Raw genomic sequence first — 13893 nt, forward strand, 5'->3', positions numbered from 1 at the left:
CATGAAAAAATCTTTACTTACAATGGCGGTGCTGGCCGCACTGGCCACCACCTTGGCCGGTTGCAGCCTGGCTCCGGTGTATGAACGTCCGGCGCAGCCGGTGGCGCAAGCCTGGCCGGCCGGCGATGCCTACAAGGGCGTGCCTGCAGCGGCGGCCGACGCCAAGCCGGTGTCCGAAATCCAGTGGCGCGAATATTTCGCCGACGAGCGCCTGCGCAAGGTGATCGAGCTGGCGCTGGCCAACAACCGCGACCTGCGCGTATCGGTGCTCAACATCGAGAAGGCCAAGGCGCAGTACAACATCGACAGCGCGGCCTTGCTGCCCAAGCTGTCGGCCAACGTCAGCCAGAGCGCATCGCGCACGCCGTCAACCATGACCGGCACCGGCGAGGCGGCCATCAACCGCCAGTACAGCGGCGGGTTGGCGATGGCCTCGTATGAGCTGGACTTCTTCGGCAAGGTGCGCAACCTGTCGGAGGCTGGCCTGCAGACCTACCTCGGCACCGAGGAGGCGCGCCGCGCGCAGCAGATCACGCTGGTGGCCGAGGTGGCCAACGCCTACCTGACGCTGATCGCCGACCAGCAGCGCCTGAAGCTGGCGGCGGAAACGCTGCGCAGCCAGCAGACTTCCTATGACCTGAGTCGGAAGCGCTTCGATTCCGGCGTCACCTCCGGCGTGGACATGTACGAGGCGCAGACCAGCGTGGAATCGGCGCGCAGCGACATGGCGGTCTACACCGCGCAGGTGGCGCTGGACCAGAACGCGCTGACGCTGCTGGTCGGCGGCGGCGTGCCGGCGGACCTGCTGCCAGCGGGCGAGCTGGATGCGGTGACGCAGCTGGCCGCGATTCCGGCCGGCCTGCCATCGGACCTGCTGCAATCACGGCCCGACGTGCAGGAGGCCGAACGCGCGCTGCGCGCCGCCAACGCCAACATTGGCGTGGCGCGTGCCGCCTTCTTCCCCAGCATATCGCTGACGGCGTCGGGCGGCAGCGCGAGCAGCAATTTGTCCGGCCTGTTCAAGGCGGGATCGTCGACGTGGAGCTTCGTCCCGCAGATCAATTTGCCGATCTTCGACGGCGGCGTCAATCGCGCCAACCTGAATATCGCCAAGGCCAATCGCGACATCTCGGTGGCGCAGTACGAGAAGGCGATCCAGGTGGCGTTCCGCGAGGTGGCCGACGCGCTGGCCCAGCGCGGCACGCTGGACGAGCGCATCGCCTCGCAGCAGGCGCTGGTCGACGCTGCTGACAAGAGCTTCCGCATCCACGAGGCGCGCTACCGCAAGGGCGCGGACTCGTACCTGAACGCGCTGGTGTCGCAGCGCGCGCTGTACGCGGCGCAGCAAGGCCTGATCACCGCACGGCTGGGCAAGTCCAGCAACGCGGTCACCCTGTACAAGGTGCTGGGCGGCGGCTGGCAGCCGGAAGCCGCGCCACAGCGGGGCTAGGGCGGTTGGGGCGGCGGGCGCCAAGTATCAAGTGTTGTGCGCCCGCCGCCTCCGGTCGCTGATAAATTGACAAAAGTGGCAGCCTTCGCCACAGTACCGCCTCAGGCAAGATCGTTACCCAAGGAAGACCCCATGACCGCACCCATCGCAAAACGACGTACCGACCCGGAACGGGCGCAGAACCGGCGCAACCAGGTGCTGGAAGCGGCCGCCGTCTGCTTTGCGCGCAGCGGCTTCCATGGCGCGAGCATGGCCGAGATATCCAAGCAGGCCGGCATGAGCGCGGGCCATATCTACAACTACTTCGACGGCAAGGACGCCATCATCATGGCCTTCGTGGCGCGCGAGGCCGAGCATGTATCGGGCCTGCTGCGCGACCTGGCCTCGCGCGAGGATCCGCTGGAGGCGATACTGGAAGATGCGCCCATCCACATCGACGAGTCGCTCGACCCGCAGCCGTGGAGCGTGCCGCTGGAGATGTTTGCCGAAGCGTCGCGCAATCCGGTCATCGCCGCCAAGATGCGCGAGAACGAGGAAGTCTCGCGGGCGCAGTTGCGCGGGCTGGTCAAGCGCGGGCGCGAGCAGCGCAACCTGCCGGTGGACGATGTGCTGCTGGACGGCCGCCTCGATACGCTGATCTCCTACTTCCACGGACTGACGATACGCGCGCTGTACCGGCCCAATATGGACCGCGCCAGCTTGGCGGACGCCTTCCGCGTCGCCATGCGCGCGCTGCTGATGACCTGATTTGTCTCGTATTGTTTCCGTCCGCTGCACGCGGGCGGAGGCTGTTGTACCATGCCTGATCTCCCATTCCAGCTATCGGAGCATCATGCCATCCTACGTTATTCCCGCCCACGACATCGTCGGCCTGCCGGTCGCCGGCACTTCCGACCTGTTCCCCGTACGCCGCGTCTACTGCGTCGGCCGCAACTACGCCGCGCACGCGCGCGAGATGGGCTTCCACCCTGACCGCGAGCCGCCGTTCTTCTTCTGCAAACCGAATGACGCGCAGGCGGTCATCCCGGTGGCGCCGGGCGCGGTTTTGGAGCTGCCGTATCCTCAAGTGACCAATAACCTGCACTACGAGTGCGAACTGGTGGTCGCCATCGGCAAGGGCGGCAGCGACATCGCCGTGGTGGACGCGGCCGGGCATATCTTCGGCTACGCGGTGGGGCTGGACATGACGCGGCGCGATTTGCAATTCAAAATGCGCGACGCCGGCCGTCCGTGGGAAATCGGCAAGGCCTTCGACTACTCGGCGCCGGTGGGCCTGATCCACCGCGCGGCCGAAGCGGGCGACATCAACCACGCTGCGATCCGGCTGGACGTGGATGGAGTGACCAAACAGTCGGCCACCATCGATCACCTGATCTGGTCGATCAGCGAGACCATCGCCAATTTGTCCACGCTGTTCGCGCTGGCGCCGGGAGACTTGATCTTCAGCGGCACGCCGGAGGGTGTGGGCGCGGTGGTGCGCGGACAGACGCTGGTGGGCGAGGTGGCCGGCTTGTCCGGCATCGCCGTCAAATTGGTATAAACCGTTTATAGCAAGGCGGCGATGGCCGTCAGGGCGGCCAGGGCGCCCATCGCCAGGCCGACGTCGCGCGGACTGGCGACGCCCGGTTCGCGTGGATTAATCCGTATCATGCGGCCGCCGTGCTTGACGACCACGCGCTGGCTGAAATTGCGCACCGACGGTATCGCGACGCCCGCACCCAGTTCGATCACCAGCGGACGTTGCGCCGCCTGCAGCGCGGCTTGCAGGCGCGCCTCCTGCATCACCGCGCGGCGCTCGTTCCAGCCCCAGTCGCCGAACATCAGGATGTTCGGCCGCGCCATGCCGCCGCAGTGCGGGCATGTGGGCGCGGCGTTCAGCAGGCGGCAGGCGTCGGTGTCGACTTGCGGCGCGAAGGCGTCGGCGCTCCAGATATCGGGGCCGCAGGGTTCCATGCATTGCAGGTGATGGATGGAGCCGTGGCATTCGTAGATGCGCTGCGGGTCGAAGCCGGCGCGCTGGAAATGGCCGTCCACATTGCTGGTGAAGACGCCGTAGCCTGCATCCATCTTGTCGCCCCAGGCCTTGAGCAGGGCGAAGCCGGCGTGCGGCGCGGTATCGCGGTAGAGCTGCAGGCGGTGGCCGTAGAAGCCCCAGGCCAGCGCGGGATCGGAGCGGAAGGTGTAGGGCGTGGCGACGCTGGCGAATTCCATGCCGGCGCGGCCAAGGGCGGGGTAGACTTTCCAGAAGCCCTCGTTGCCGCGGAAGTCGGGCAGGCCGGAATCGACGCCCATGCCGGCGCCGGCGGCGACGATCAGGGCATCGGCCTGGCGGATGAGATCGGCGGCTTGTTCGAGGGCGGCGAGGTCGGCGGGGGAATGCATGCGGGTTCTATGGAGGACGGAAATTCCTATCTTACTCCTGCCGGGAGGGGTGTTGCGGCCACGCGAAAGCAAACATGACAAATACTTAAAGGGGCTGCTATAATCTCAAATTCGTCGGGGCGTAGCGCAGCCTGGTAGCGTACTTGCATGGGGTGCAAGGGGTCGGAAGTTCGAATCTTCTCGCCCCGACCAATAGAATCAACAGCTTAGGCCAGTCTTCGGACTGGCCTTTGTTGTTTTTATATTGGACAAAACGGACGTCGCTATCGCAACGTCCGTTTTTATTTACGCCCTGGAAGTCAATGAATTAGTGCGGCGACTGGTGCAGGCAGGCGGCATCGTATCGGGAAACGCTGACCGGATTTTGCGAGTTTTGCGGTTGCTGCCCCGCATAGACCGTTCCGGCCTTGCCGTCTGGATTAAATGCCGAGCCGGGAGCCATCATGGCGTTGCCCGGTGTGTAAGGTGCACTCGGACTACCGCAGCTGGCGTTCGGCTGCCCCGTCTGCTGGGATGGTTGAGGGTGTGCCGAAGTTGATATCGGGGGAGTAAGGAGTGGCGTTTTTGGCGTGAACGTTGACACCCCCGTTGGTGGCGCGGCGAGTGGGCCCCCGCCATGTCGGGTGGGCGCGGCAGTGACTGCGGATGTGATCATTGCCAGTGTCCCCACCACTGACATCGTAAGTATTAAATTCATGGCTCAGCTCCTTAAAAGACGCATGACCCTGCAAGCGGCCACGTTTCACCCGGCCAGGGTATTGCCGAATGGTGGTCAATCCGGTGTTTTGGCCGTGAATGCCATGCACCAGCCGTTTGCGCTGATCTCGCCAGCGACGATCCGACAGTTGCCGGAATGACGGCCTGCCTCCGGTGGGATAAACTGCCCGCAGTCTGCGCAGCGCTGGCCGTCTTTTGGTTGATCCTGGTAGTGGAAGGCATCCTTGGTTGCCGCGCCAGCACGGGCAAGGGTTGACCCGCCTAGCACGCTGATTGTCAGCGTGGCCGCGGACACGCCGAGCAAGCGCCGTCGGGCCGTATCGTGTGCGTTCATGATGATCTCTTCTTGAAAAGTGCTGGATGGTCAGAACATGAACCAGCCCAGCAAATATATGGTGTCGTTCGCGGCTGAGGCGCGGCCGAAGCCGTCGTAGTTTCGCTTCGCTCCGTTGAACTTGTCGTAGTGCGTGAACTGGAGCATCAGGCGGATGTCGCGGCGCGGGAGGTAGTTGAACTCCAGGATGTAGCCGGAACTGTCAGGACTGCCGCTGGCGCTGCCGGTGATCGAATCGCCCGTGTTGTACAGGCCGCTGTCGGCGCTGCCGTGGATGGCGAAGCGTGACAGGTTTATGCCGTACTTTTTTTCAAAATAGTAGGTCGCTTTTGTCTGGATTTCATATAGCTTGTCCTTGGTGTTGCTGGCCTGGGCGCTGGCGTTCCAGTTCACTGATTCACGCACAAAGTTAACCTGGCCGGAAAAGCGATGTCGGTCCGTGATGTACTGGTATTGCGCATCGACGCCGATATCGCGGAAGTGATCTGTCGGGCCAGTGAGCACCTTGTTGTCCGGGAAGATATCAGCGACCAAGCCATAGGTACCGACCATGGCCGAATGTTTGCCGCCGTCCCAGTCATGTTGCAACGCCAGCCGCCAGTAGGGGTTGTAGCCATCGAGGGCCGCTGCCGTATCACGCTGGACTCCAAGCCGCAATGGCGAGAACAGGTGATTGCTTGTGCGGTATGCCGTCAATTCGGCATATAGCGTGTTGCGCCATAAAATGTCCGCTCCCATGCCGGCCACTTGCTGGCCCAGGTTGCTCACCAGGGGCGAGGCGGCAGGTGCGTTCGCGGCTGGCGATGAGGCGAACGGAAAGCCCCAGGTGCTCACCGTGTTGTAGACGTCTTGAACCTGTGGGTTGTTGTGGAGTGTGAAACCATAGAGCAGGTCATGTTTGCCAATGTCGATGTGGTTTGCGTAGCGCAGGTCGACGTTATCGATGCTGGTGCGGTGCTCAACGCCGTCATAGGTGAACTGCGAGAAGACCCCCACGTGGTCGCTCAGCTTTCCGCTGAAAAATAAGCTCGCTGCTTGCAGCACCTTGTTCCGATCCTTCGGAAAACTTTGCGCGAAATCTGGTCCGGTAGTTCGTGTTTCCGAGTACGACAGCTGGACCATTCCGGCCACGGGAAACTTCAGGCGCGGCCCCAGTGTATAACCGTTCAACTTGAATTGCCGGCCGGTCGGAGTCAGCTCAGGCCAGCTTACGTGGCAGGCGAAACAATCCAGTTGGGTTTGTCGGGCGAAGCTGGGAACGGCCGTCGCAGGGATCGAACACAAGGCCAGGAGGATGGCTAACAATGTATGCCATGTGTATCTGCAGGAGCACCTCATGATGATCTCCTCGTGTTGCTTCTGTGAGGGTTAAGGTTCGTGACCGTGAATGCTTGGCCGGATTCGCCAGGTTCAATCGTGCATGCCGTCGTTGCAGATGATGTTGAGCGTTCATATTCGAGAGTAGCAGGCGGGTTGGGACCGGTCCATTCCAACCTGACGTGGATTTGATCAGCGTCGCAGAGGTACCAATCTCAGTTGAGCATGGTGGAACTTCTTCGCTAGCTGTTCTGCTTGGTGCCGCGTAAGCCCATGCGCCTGGACTTGGCTTCAGTTGGACTATCGCAAGCGATGCGCCGCAGTTGCTTCGTGCCGATGGTCAAAGTTGGCTGCTTTACAAATCTTCACGCAACGGAGATAAAGCGGCAATCCCCCGCCGGTTTAATGGTCGCTGTACCAATTAAACCTACGGGAACCCACCATGACAGCATCTGCAGCGGCGCGACCCTTGATGGTCTTGCGCGATTTGAGCAAACGTTATGAAAGCAGCGCCGGCAGCCTGATGGCGCTGGACGGCATCAACCTGGAGGTGCGGGCCGGCGAGTTCGTCGCGGTGGTCGGCAAGTCCGGCAGCGGCAAGTCGACCTTGCTGAACCTGGCCAGCGGCATCGATACGCCGTCCTCCGGGGAGGTGTGGATCGACGGCGCCGCCGTGCATGGCATGCGGCAGTCGGAGCTGGCGCGCTGGCGGGGCCGCCATCTGGGCATCGTGTTCCAGTTCTTCCAGCTGCTGCCGACGCTGACCGTGGCCGAGAATGTGATGCTGCCGATGGATTTTTGCGCCACCTATCCGGCGCGCGAGCGGCGTGCGCGCGCGCTGGCTTTGCTGGCGCAACTCGATATCGCCGCGCAGGCGGACAAGCTGCCGTCGGCGCTGTCCGGCGGCCAGCAGCAACGCGCCGCGATCGCGCGCGCGCTGGCCAACGATGCGCCCATCCTGGTGGCCGACGAGCCGACCGGCAATCTCGATAGCGACACCACGCGCCAGATCATGCGGCTGTTCGCGGACTTGGCCGGGCAGGGCAAGACGGTGCTGATGGTGACCCACGAACGGGACTTCGGCCCATACTTCACGCGCGTGGTCACGCTGGCCGACGGCCGTATCCGCGCGCCGGACGATGGCGCGGCCGGCATCGGCCACAACGACCACAACGACCGCAACGACCGCATCGGCGACAACGACCACATCGACCGCGTCGACCACACCGCCAACCGGGTGCGTCATGCTTAGCCCGCGCTGGCGCAAGCTGTTGCGCGATGTGGCGCTCACGCCGGGCCGCGTGGCCTTGATGGTGCTGGCGATGGCGGCCGGCGTGTGCGCACTGGCCACCATGTTGAGCAGCTACACGATCCTCAGCCGCGAGACCACGCGCAATTACCTCGACACCAATCCGCCCTCGGCCACGCTGCAGCTGGAACGCATCGATGCGCCACTGCTGGCCGCGATCCGCGCCTTCCCCGGCATCGCGCAGGCGCAGGCCAGCGGCACGGTCGGCGTCACGCTGGCGGCCCAGGGTCAGGGCGATGCGCTGCCGCTGACCATTTTCTTGGTTGACGATTTCAATGCGCTGCGTATCAATACCGTGTATCGCGAGCAGGGCGCGTGGCCGCCGCCGGACGGTTCGCTGCTGCTGGAACGCGACGCGCTGCGCCTGATCGGCCAACGCATCGGCCAGCGCATCGCCGTCAACACCGGCCACGGCGCGCCGCAATCGCTGCTGATCTCCGGCACCGTGCACGATCCGGCGCTGCCGCCGGCCAGCCGGGGCCAGACCGTGTACGCCTACGCCACGCCGGCCACCGTGGCCGCGCTGGGGCTGGACGGCGGCCTGCGCCAGTTGAAACTGACCGTCAGCGAGCAAGCGATGAACGTCGATGCCATCGAGGCGACGGTGGCGCGGCTGGCGCTCTGGCTGCGGCAGAACGGCCACGCGGTGGAGCGCATCCGCATACCGCCGCCCGGCGAACATCCGCATCAAAAAGTCATGACCTCGATCCTGGCGATGCTGCTGGTGTTCAGCGGCGTGGCGCTGCTGCTGTCGGCGGTGCTGACGGCCACGGTGGTGGGCGGCATGCTGCAACAGCAGCGGCGCCAGATCGGCGTGATGAAGACCATCGGCGCGCGGCGCGGCCAGATCGCCGGCCTGTATCTGACACTGGTGCTGGCGCTGGCCGGCATCGCCACCGCATTGGGCATGACGGCCGGACTCGCGGCCGGCCGCGCGTTCTCGCGCGTGGTGCTCAACCAGATCCTCAACTTCACCCTGCACAGCGGCGCGATTCCCCACTGGTGGTATCTGCTGCTGATCGCGGCCGGCGTGCTGCTGCCGCTGGCGATCGCCGCGGTGCCGATCATGCAGGCCAGCGCGGCGACGGTGCAGGCGGCCATCAGCGACACCGGCACCTCTGGCCGGCGCTATGCCACGACGGCGCCAGCCGCGTGGCTGGACCGCCTGCCGCTGGTTGACCGCAGCCTGCTGCTAGCGCTGCGCAACAGCCTGCGCCGGCGCGGCCGCCTGCTGCTGACATTGTCCCTGCTGGCGCTGGCCGGCGCCATGTACATGAGCAGCCTGAATATCCGGGCGGCGTTGGCGCGGCATCTGGTGGTGGCGGCGTCGGAGCGTCACTACGACATCGAGACCACGCTGGCCCGTCCGGCGCCGGTCGAACAAGTCACGCGGCTGCTCGGCGCGCTGCCCGTTGTGGCGCGGGTTGAGGCGTGGGAGCGCAGCAGCGTGGCCCGCGAGCGCGCCGACGACCTGGAGATCGAGCGGGTCTATCCGGACGGCGCGCACGGCACGCTGGCGGTGCAGGCGGTACCGGAGCACAACGCCACGCTCCACCTGGAGATGCTGGCCGGCCGCTGGCTGGCCGACGGCCAGTCCGGCGAGGTGGTGTTGAACAGCGCCGCGCTGGAGTTCTTCCCGCAGGCGCGGGTCGGCGGCAGCATCGGCATCGCCGGCCATGGCCGCACGCTGACCTTGCGGGTGGCCGGCATCGCGCGCCAGGACATGACGGCGGCCACGGTGTTCGTCTCGGCGCCGACTTACGCGCGCATGGCCGGCCGCGCGGGGCAGGCGTCCAGCTACCGCGTGGTGCTGCGCGCGCACGACGAGGCGGCCATCGCGCAGGCGGCGCGGGACATCGGCCGCACCCTGGCCGGCGCCGGCATCGAGGTCCGCATGAGCATGACGGAGACCATGCTGCGCAAGGAGGTCGACGGCCACTTCGACCTGCTGATCGCGGCCATGCTGTTCATCGCGCTGCTGATGGCGGCGGTCGGCCTGTTCGGCCTGGGCTCGGCGATGGGCAGCAACGTGGCCGAGCGCGGGCGCGAGTTCGGCATCATGCGCAGCATCGGCGCCAGTTCCGGCGTGGTGCTGCGCAATGTGCTGTGCGAGGGCTTGCTGGTGGCGCTGATGAGCGTCCCGCTGGCGCTGGCCCTGTCGTTGCCGCTGTCGGCCGCCATCGGCGCCTATCTCGGCGAGCTGCTGTTCGGGCTGGCCTTTCCGCTGACCGTGTCGGCCGCCGGCGCGCTGGCCTGGCTGGCCATGGTCTTGCTGGGCGCCTTGCTGGCGAGCGGCGTGCCGGCGTGGTCGGCCTCGCGCCTCAGCATTCATCAATCGCTTGCCACTCTTTGAAAGGACACGCCATGAAAAAATCCGCAGTGTATGCCGCCTTGATCGTCGTGGGCATCGGCCTGTATGCCGCCGCGCGCTCGCTCGACCTGGTCGGCCTGTTCAAGCGCCTGCACGGCATGTGACGCGCGCGTCAGCCGCCGTTGGCGACCCGCTGCTGGATCGCCTCGATCACCTTTTCTGCGCGCATCTGGCGCAGCACGGCCGCCAGCTGCACGACCAGCGCTTCGTGCTGCTTGTTCAGGTAGTGGTACACCGGGAAGGAGGCCAGCGGCGGGTTGAGCACGCGCACCTCGTCGAGCTTGAGGTTCTTGATCACCGCCATGCCGGACAGGCGGTTGCCGACCACCAGGTCGGTGCGGCCCACCATCATTTTCTGGAACGCCTGTGTCATGGTTGGTACGGCCTCGGTGCGCATGCCGGCCGTGTTTTCCTGCACGATCTTGATCCCGCGCACATGGCCGATGGTGTAGGGCTTGAGGCTGTCCCAGCCGTTGAGCACGAAATCGGTGCCATGCGTGAAGACCACGATTTCATAGGTCAGCAGCGGCACCGGCACGATGATCAGGTTGGGATATTGGCGGTCCATGCCGAGCTTGCGATACAGCTCGCCATCCATGCGTCCCTCGTTGGCGTAAAGCAGCGTGCGCTCGCCCGGCAGGCGGTGCACCTCCAGCTTGTAGCCGAGGCGGCTGTAGGCCTCGCGCAGCACCTGCTCGGCGACATCGGTGGCCGGGTCCTCGCCCAGCAGCGTGGAGACGTTGATGACGGGCCTGGCCGGCGCCGCCACGGCGGGCAGCCAGGGCAGCAGGGCAAGCTGGAGGAGGGTGCGGCGCTTCATGTTCGTGGGCTTTCTGCGTGGCTCAGCAGAGAGCCATGTCCTCAGCATATACGCTGGCGCGCCGATCCGCCAATAGCCGGCGGCTACCACGCCGCGCCGCGCGCCCGGGCCGTTGGATTCCGTCCACGCGCAAAGGTGCGTGGCCGGCGCACGCTCCTGACAGAAACTGTCGCAGCTTGCCATTAGCATAAGGGTCATGCGGTGCCGACACAGAGCGCCGCGCCAACCCACTAGGAGAACACCATGATCAATCCTAACTATGTGCTGTTGTATGTCGACGATCCGGTCGCCAGCGCCGCCTACTACGCCGACCTGCTGGGCCAGCAGCCGGTGGACGTGTCGCCGACCTTCTCGCTGTTCGCGCTGGCCTCGGGCCTGATGCTGGGTCTGTGGTCGCGCCACACGGTCGAGCCGAAGGCGCTGGCCTCGGGCGGCGGCGCCGAGCTGTGCATCCGCGTCGACGACCGCAGCGTGGTCAACGACATGTATGCCGACTGGTCGGCGCGCGGCGTGACCATCGCCCAGCGTCCGGTGGCGATGGACTTCGGCTACACTTTCATGGCCATCGACCGCGACGGCCACCGCCTGCGCGTGTTCGTGCGCGAAGGGGATTAAACCTGGCGGCGGCCGGCCCGGCGCCGGCCGCCCCAATTCCCGGTTGACACCCAAAATCAAGGGGTGCTATATTCGTCCGCATCGATTGGGAACGTTTCCAATCCGTGACCAACACAGCGCCGGGGCACATCGGCGCGCAAGGAGACAGGATGGACAAGCACCACAGGGGCGGCCGGGCCGTTCCGTCGCTGGCCGCGCTGGCGCTCGCGCTCGGCGCCGTGGCCGCCACCGGCGCCAGCCACGCGGCCGCGCCGGCCGGGCCGCGCGCCGAAGTGATGCACTGGTGGACCTCCAGCAGCGAGTCGGCCGCCGTGCGCAAGTTCGCCGACGCCTACCGCGCCGCCGGCGGCGTCTGGGCCGACACCGCCGTGGCCGGGGCCGACCAGGCCAAGGCGGTGGCGATCAACCGCATCGTCGGCGGCAATCCGCCCACCGCCGCCCAGTTCAACACCACCAAGCAGTTCCGCGACCTGATCGACCAGGGCTCGCTCAACAACGTCGACGACATCGCCGCGCGCGACCACTGGGACCAGCTGATGCCAGGCCCGATGCTCGACGTCATCCGCGTCAAGGGCCACTACTACGCGCTGCCGGTGGACATCCACATGTCGACCTGGATCTGGTACTCCAAGGCCGCCTTCAAGAAGGCCGGCATCGCCGCCGAGCCCACCACGCCGGACGAGCTGTTCGCCGCGCTGGACAAGCTCAAGGCGGCCGGCCTGGTCGGCCTGGCGCACGGCGGCCAGCCGTGGCAGGAGAACATCCTGTTCCAGGCCATGCTGGCCAACGTCGGCGGCAAGCAGCTGTACCTGCAGGTGCTGCGCGACCGCGACCCCAAGGCGCTCAACTCCGAGGCGTTCAAGAAGGTGCTGGCGGCCTTCAAGCGCCTGCAAAGCTATGTGGACGCCGGCTCCCCCAACCGCAACTGGAACGACGCCACCGCCATGCTCATCAGCGGCAAGGCCGGGGTGCAGATCATGGGCGACTGGGCCAAGGGCGAATTCGCCGCCGCCAAACAGAGCGCCGGCAAGGACTACGGCTGCATCGCCGGCCTGGGCCCCGCCGTGCCCTACCTGATCCAGGGCGACGCCTTCGTGTTCCCGAAAACCGCCAACCCCGACGCGGTCAAAGCGCAGAAGCTGCTGGCCACCACCATGCTGGCGCCGGCCGCGCAGCTGGAGTTCAGCAAGCTCAAAGGCTCGCTGCCGGTGCGCAGCGACATCGACGTGTCGTCGATGGACGCCTGCGCCCAGGCCGGCATGGCCATCATGAAGGACAAGTCGCGCCAGGTCGGCATGATCGAGGTCTACCTGACGCCGGACCAGAACGGCGCGCTGCAGGACGTGCTGACGGCCTTCTGGAACACCCGCATGCCGGTGGAGAAGGCGCAGAAGAGCGTCGCCGCCGCGCTGCGCGACTGACGGGCAGGGCCGGGCTGCGGCGCGCTTGTCACCGCCGGGCGCCATGCGGTATGCTTGCCGCCGCATGGACTGAACGGATAAGGGAACCAGTGGCAACTATCAAGGACGTAGCCCGCCTGGCGGGAGTAGGGCTGGGCACTGCGTCGCGTGTGATCAGCGGCAAGGGCTCGGTGTCGCAGGCAACGCTGGAAAAGGTGCGCAAGGCGATCGAGGAGCTGGAGTTCCGGCCCTCGCACGCGGCGCGCTCGCTGCTGTCGGGCAGCTCGCAGATGATAGGCGTGTACATCCCCTACCTGAGCGGGACGTTCTACACGCCCATCCTGCAGTCGATCTACACCGCGCTGCGGGCGGCCGGCCTGAACATGGTGGTGGCGTTCGGCGTGGGCGAGGGCGACGCGCGGCAGCAGGCGATCGAGGGCATCAACTTCCTGATCGAGCGCGGCAGCGACGGCCTGGTCGTGATGAGCAACGCGCTGGAGGACGAGGATTTTGTGGCGCTGGGGCCGTTCCAGCCGCGGGTGGTGGTGATCAACCACGGCTTCGCCAGCATCGCCGAGCAGTGCTTCACCGTCGACCACGAGGCCGGCGGCCGGTTGGCGGCGCGCACGCTGCTGGAGCAGGGCCACCGCCGGATCGCCGTGATCGCGGGCCGCGCCAGCGCGCCGGACAACCAGCAGCGCATCGCCGGTTTCCTGGCCGAGCTGGCGGCGGCCGGCATCGATCCGGCCTCGGTGTGGATGGAGGACGGCCAGTTCTCGCCGGAGGGCGGCTGGGCCTGCGCCGAGCGGCTGATGGCGTCGGGTTACGAATTCACGGCGGTGTTCTGCGCCAACGATGAGATGGCGGTGGGGGCCTTGTCCTGCTTCCAGCAGGCCGGGGTGGCGGTGCCGGAGCAGGTCTCGGTGCTGGGCTACGACGACACGCACAGCGCGGAATTCACCGCGCCGCGCCTGACGAGCGTGCACATCCCGTGGAGCGAGATGACGCTGAACGGTTTGAATTATCTGCTGAACCGCTGCTACGAGTTGCAGCGGCCGGTGGAGCGGGACTACCGCCTGCACGTCACCCGGCGCGCGTCGCTGGCGGCGCCCAGGCAGTAAAGAAGAACGAGGAGTATGCGCTGGCCGCATGCTCTTTTTTTGCAGTGCAATGGAAAC

The 13893-nt window shown here is 66.1% G+C and carries 12 protein-coding genes and 1 tRNA gene; 9 read left to right on the top strand and 4 right to left on the bottom strand.

The window, feature by feature from the left end:
- Position 1: 1 nt before the first annotated feature.
- The 3 genes from adeC to ACUJB0_RS06060 all read left to right on the top strand — a co-directional run bounded on the left by adeC (position 2) and on the right by ACUJB0_RS06060 (position 2990).
- The gene (adeC, locus tag ACUJB0_RS06050; protein ID WP_444844440.1) at positions 2-1450 is read left to right on the top strand and encodes an AdeC/AdeK/OprM family multidrug efflux complex outer membrane factor; all 1449 of its coding nucleotides are present in this window, start codon (positions 2-4) and stop codon (positions 1448-1450) included.
- Positions 1451-1582: 132 nt separating this feature from the next.
- Positions 1583-2197, top strand: a complete 615-nt coding sequence (locus ACUJB0_RS06055) for a TetR/AcrR family transcriptional regulator (RefSeq protein WP_444844441.1) — start codon at positions 1583-1585, stop codon at positions 2195-2197.
- Between the two features lie 85 nt (positions 2198-2282).
- Positions 2283-2990, top strand: a complete 708-nt coding sequence (locus tag ACUJB0_RS06060; protein ID WP_444844442.1) for a fumarylacetoacetate hydrolase family protein — start codon at positions 2283-2285, stop codon at positions 2988-2990.
- 5 nt (positions 2991-2995) lie between these two features.
- On the opposite strand, the gene ACUJB0_RS06065 is transcribed toward ACUJB0_RS06060, so the two are convergent.
- Entirely contained in the window at positions 2996-3832 is an 837-nt protein-coding gene (locus ACUJB0_RS06065) for an SIR2 family NAD-dependent protein deacylase (protein ID WP_444844443.1), read from the bottom strand.
- Positions 3833-3947: 115 nt separating this feature from the next.
- Between ACUJB0_RS06065 and ACUJB0_RS06070 the strand changes: the two genes are divergently transcribed.
- Positions 3948-4024: transfer RNA gene (locus ACUJB0_RS06070), tRNA-Pro, on the top strand.
- 580 nt (positions 4025-4604) lie between these two features.
- Here ACUJB0_RS06070 and ACUJB0_RS06075 read toward each other — a convergent pair.
- Together ACUJB0_RS06075 and ACUJB0_RS06080 are read right to left on the bottom strand one after the other, a co-directional pair.
- Entirely contained in the window at positions 4605-4883 is a 279-nt protein-coding gene (locus tag ACUJB0_RS06075) for a high-potential iron-sulfur protein (RefSeq protein WP_444844444.1), read from the bottom strand.
- Between the two features lie 30 nt (positions 4884-4913).
- Positions 4914-6188 carry a cytochrome C gene (locus tag ACUJB0_RS06080; protein WP_444844445.1) on the bottom strand — a complete coding sequence of 425 codons (1275 nt, stop codon included), beginning with the start codon at positions 6186-6188 and terminating at the stop codon, positions 4914-4916.
- Positions 6189-6642: 454 nt separating this feature from the next.
- Between ACUJB0_RS06080 and ACUJB0_RS06085 the strand changes: the two genes are divergently transcribed.
- Complete coding sequence (locus ACUJB0_RS06085; protein WP_444844446.1) at positions 6643-7452, top strand: ABC transporter ATP-binding protein; 810 nt, start codon at positions 6643-6645, stop codon at positions 7450-7452.
- Positions 7445-9862 (top strand): ABC transporter permease, encoded by a 2418-nt coding sequence (locus ACUJB0_RS06090; protein WP_444844447.1) that lies wholly within the window; start codon positions 7445-7447, stop codon positions 9860-9862. Before ACUJB0_RS06085 ends, ACUJB0_RS06090 begins: the two co-directional genes overlap by 8 nt.
- A gap of 130 nt (positions 9863-9992) precedes the next feature.
- Here the strand turns inward: ACUJB0_RS06090 and ACUJB0_RS06095 are convergent, their stop codons facing one another.
- Entirely contained in the window at positions 9993-10700 is a 708-nt protein-coding gene (locus ACUJB0_RS06095) for a substrate-binding periplasmic protein (RefSeq protein WP_444844448.1), read from the bottom strand.
- A gap of 243 nt (positions 10701-10943) precedes the next feature.
- Here ACUJB0_RS06095 and ACUJB0_RS06100 point away from each other — a divergent pair, with 243 nt between their 5' ends.
- The 3 genes from ACUJB0_RS06100 to ACUJB0_RS06110 all read left to right on the top strand — a co-directional run bounded on the left by ACUJB0_RS06100 (position 10944) and on the right by ACUJB0_RS06110 (position 13836).
- On the top strand, positions 10944-11315 hold the full coding sequence (locus tag ACUJB0_RS06100) for a VOC family protein (protein WP_444844449.1): 372 nt from the start codon (positions 10944-10946) through the stop codon (positions 11313-11315).
- A gap of 149 nt (positions 11316-11464) precedes the next feature.
- Positions 11465-12736 (top strand): ABC transporter substrate-binding protein, encoded by a 1272-nt coding sequence (locus ACUJB0_RS06105; RefSeq protein ID WP_444844450.1) that lies wholly within the window; start codon positions 11465-11467, stop codon positions 12734-12736.
- Between the two features lie 89 nt (positions 12737-12825).
- On the top strand, positions 12826-13836 hold the full coding sequence (locus tag ACUJB0_RS06110) for a LacI family DNA-binding transcriptional regulator (RefSeq protein WP_444844451.1): 1011 nt from the start codon (positions 12826-12828) through the stop codon (positions 13834-13836).
- The last annotated feature ends 57 nt before the right edge of the window (positions 13837-13893 follow it).

Source organism: Duganella caerulea, assembly GCF_040362985.1.
Taxonomy (GTDB): Bacteria; Pseudomonadota; Gammaproteobacteria; order Burkholderiales; family Burkholderiaceae_D; genus Rugamonas; species Rugamonas vulcania.

Bases quoted from the DNA above. Each gene is read 5' to 3' on its own strand.
- adeC (WP_444844440.1), top strand. From the start codon at position 2: ATGAAAAAATCTTTACTTACAATGGCGGTGCTGGCCGCACTGGCCACC.
- ACUJB0_RS06055 (WP_444844441.1), top strand. From the start codon at position 1,583: ATGACCGCACCCATCGCAAAACGACGTACCGACCCGGAACGGGCGCAG.
- ACUJB0_RS06060 (WP_444844442.1), top strand. From the start codon at position 2,283: ATGCCATCCTACGTTATTCCCGCCCACGACATCGTCGGCCTGCCGGTC.
- ACUJB0_RS06065 (WP_444844443.1), bottom strand. From the start codon at position 3,832: ATGCATTCCCCCGCCGACCTCGCCGCCCTCGAACAAGCCGCCGATCTC.
- ACUJB0_RS06075 (WP_444844444.1), bottom strand. From the start codon at position 4,883: ATGAACGCACACGATACGGCCCGACGGCGCTTGCTCGGCGTGTCCGCG.
- ACUJB0_RS06085 (WP_444844446.1), top strand. From the start codon at position 6,643: ATGACAGCATCTGCAGCGGCGCGACCCTTGATGGTCTTGCGCGATTTG.
- ACUJB0_RS06090 (WP_444844447.1), top strand. From the start codon at position 7,445: ATGCTTAGCCCGCGCTGGCGCAAGCTGTTGCGCGATGTGGCGCTCACG.
- ACUJB0_RS06095 (WP_444844448.1), bottom strand. From the start codon at position 10,700: ATGAAGCGCCGCACCCTCCTCCAGCTTGCCCTGCTGCCCTGGCTGCCC.
- ACUJB0_RS06100 (WP_444844449.1), top strand. From the start codon at position 10,944: ATGATCAATCCTAACTATGTGCTGTTGTATGTCGACGATCCGGTCGCC.
- ACUJB0_RS06105 (WP_444844450.1), top strand. From the start codon at position 11,465: ATGGACAAGCACCACAGGGGCGGCCGGGCCGTTCCGTCGCTGGCCGCG.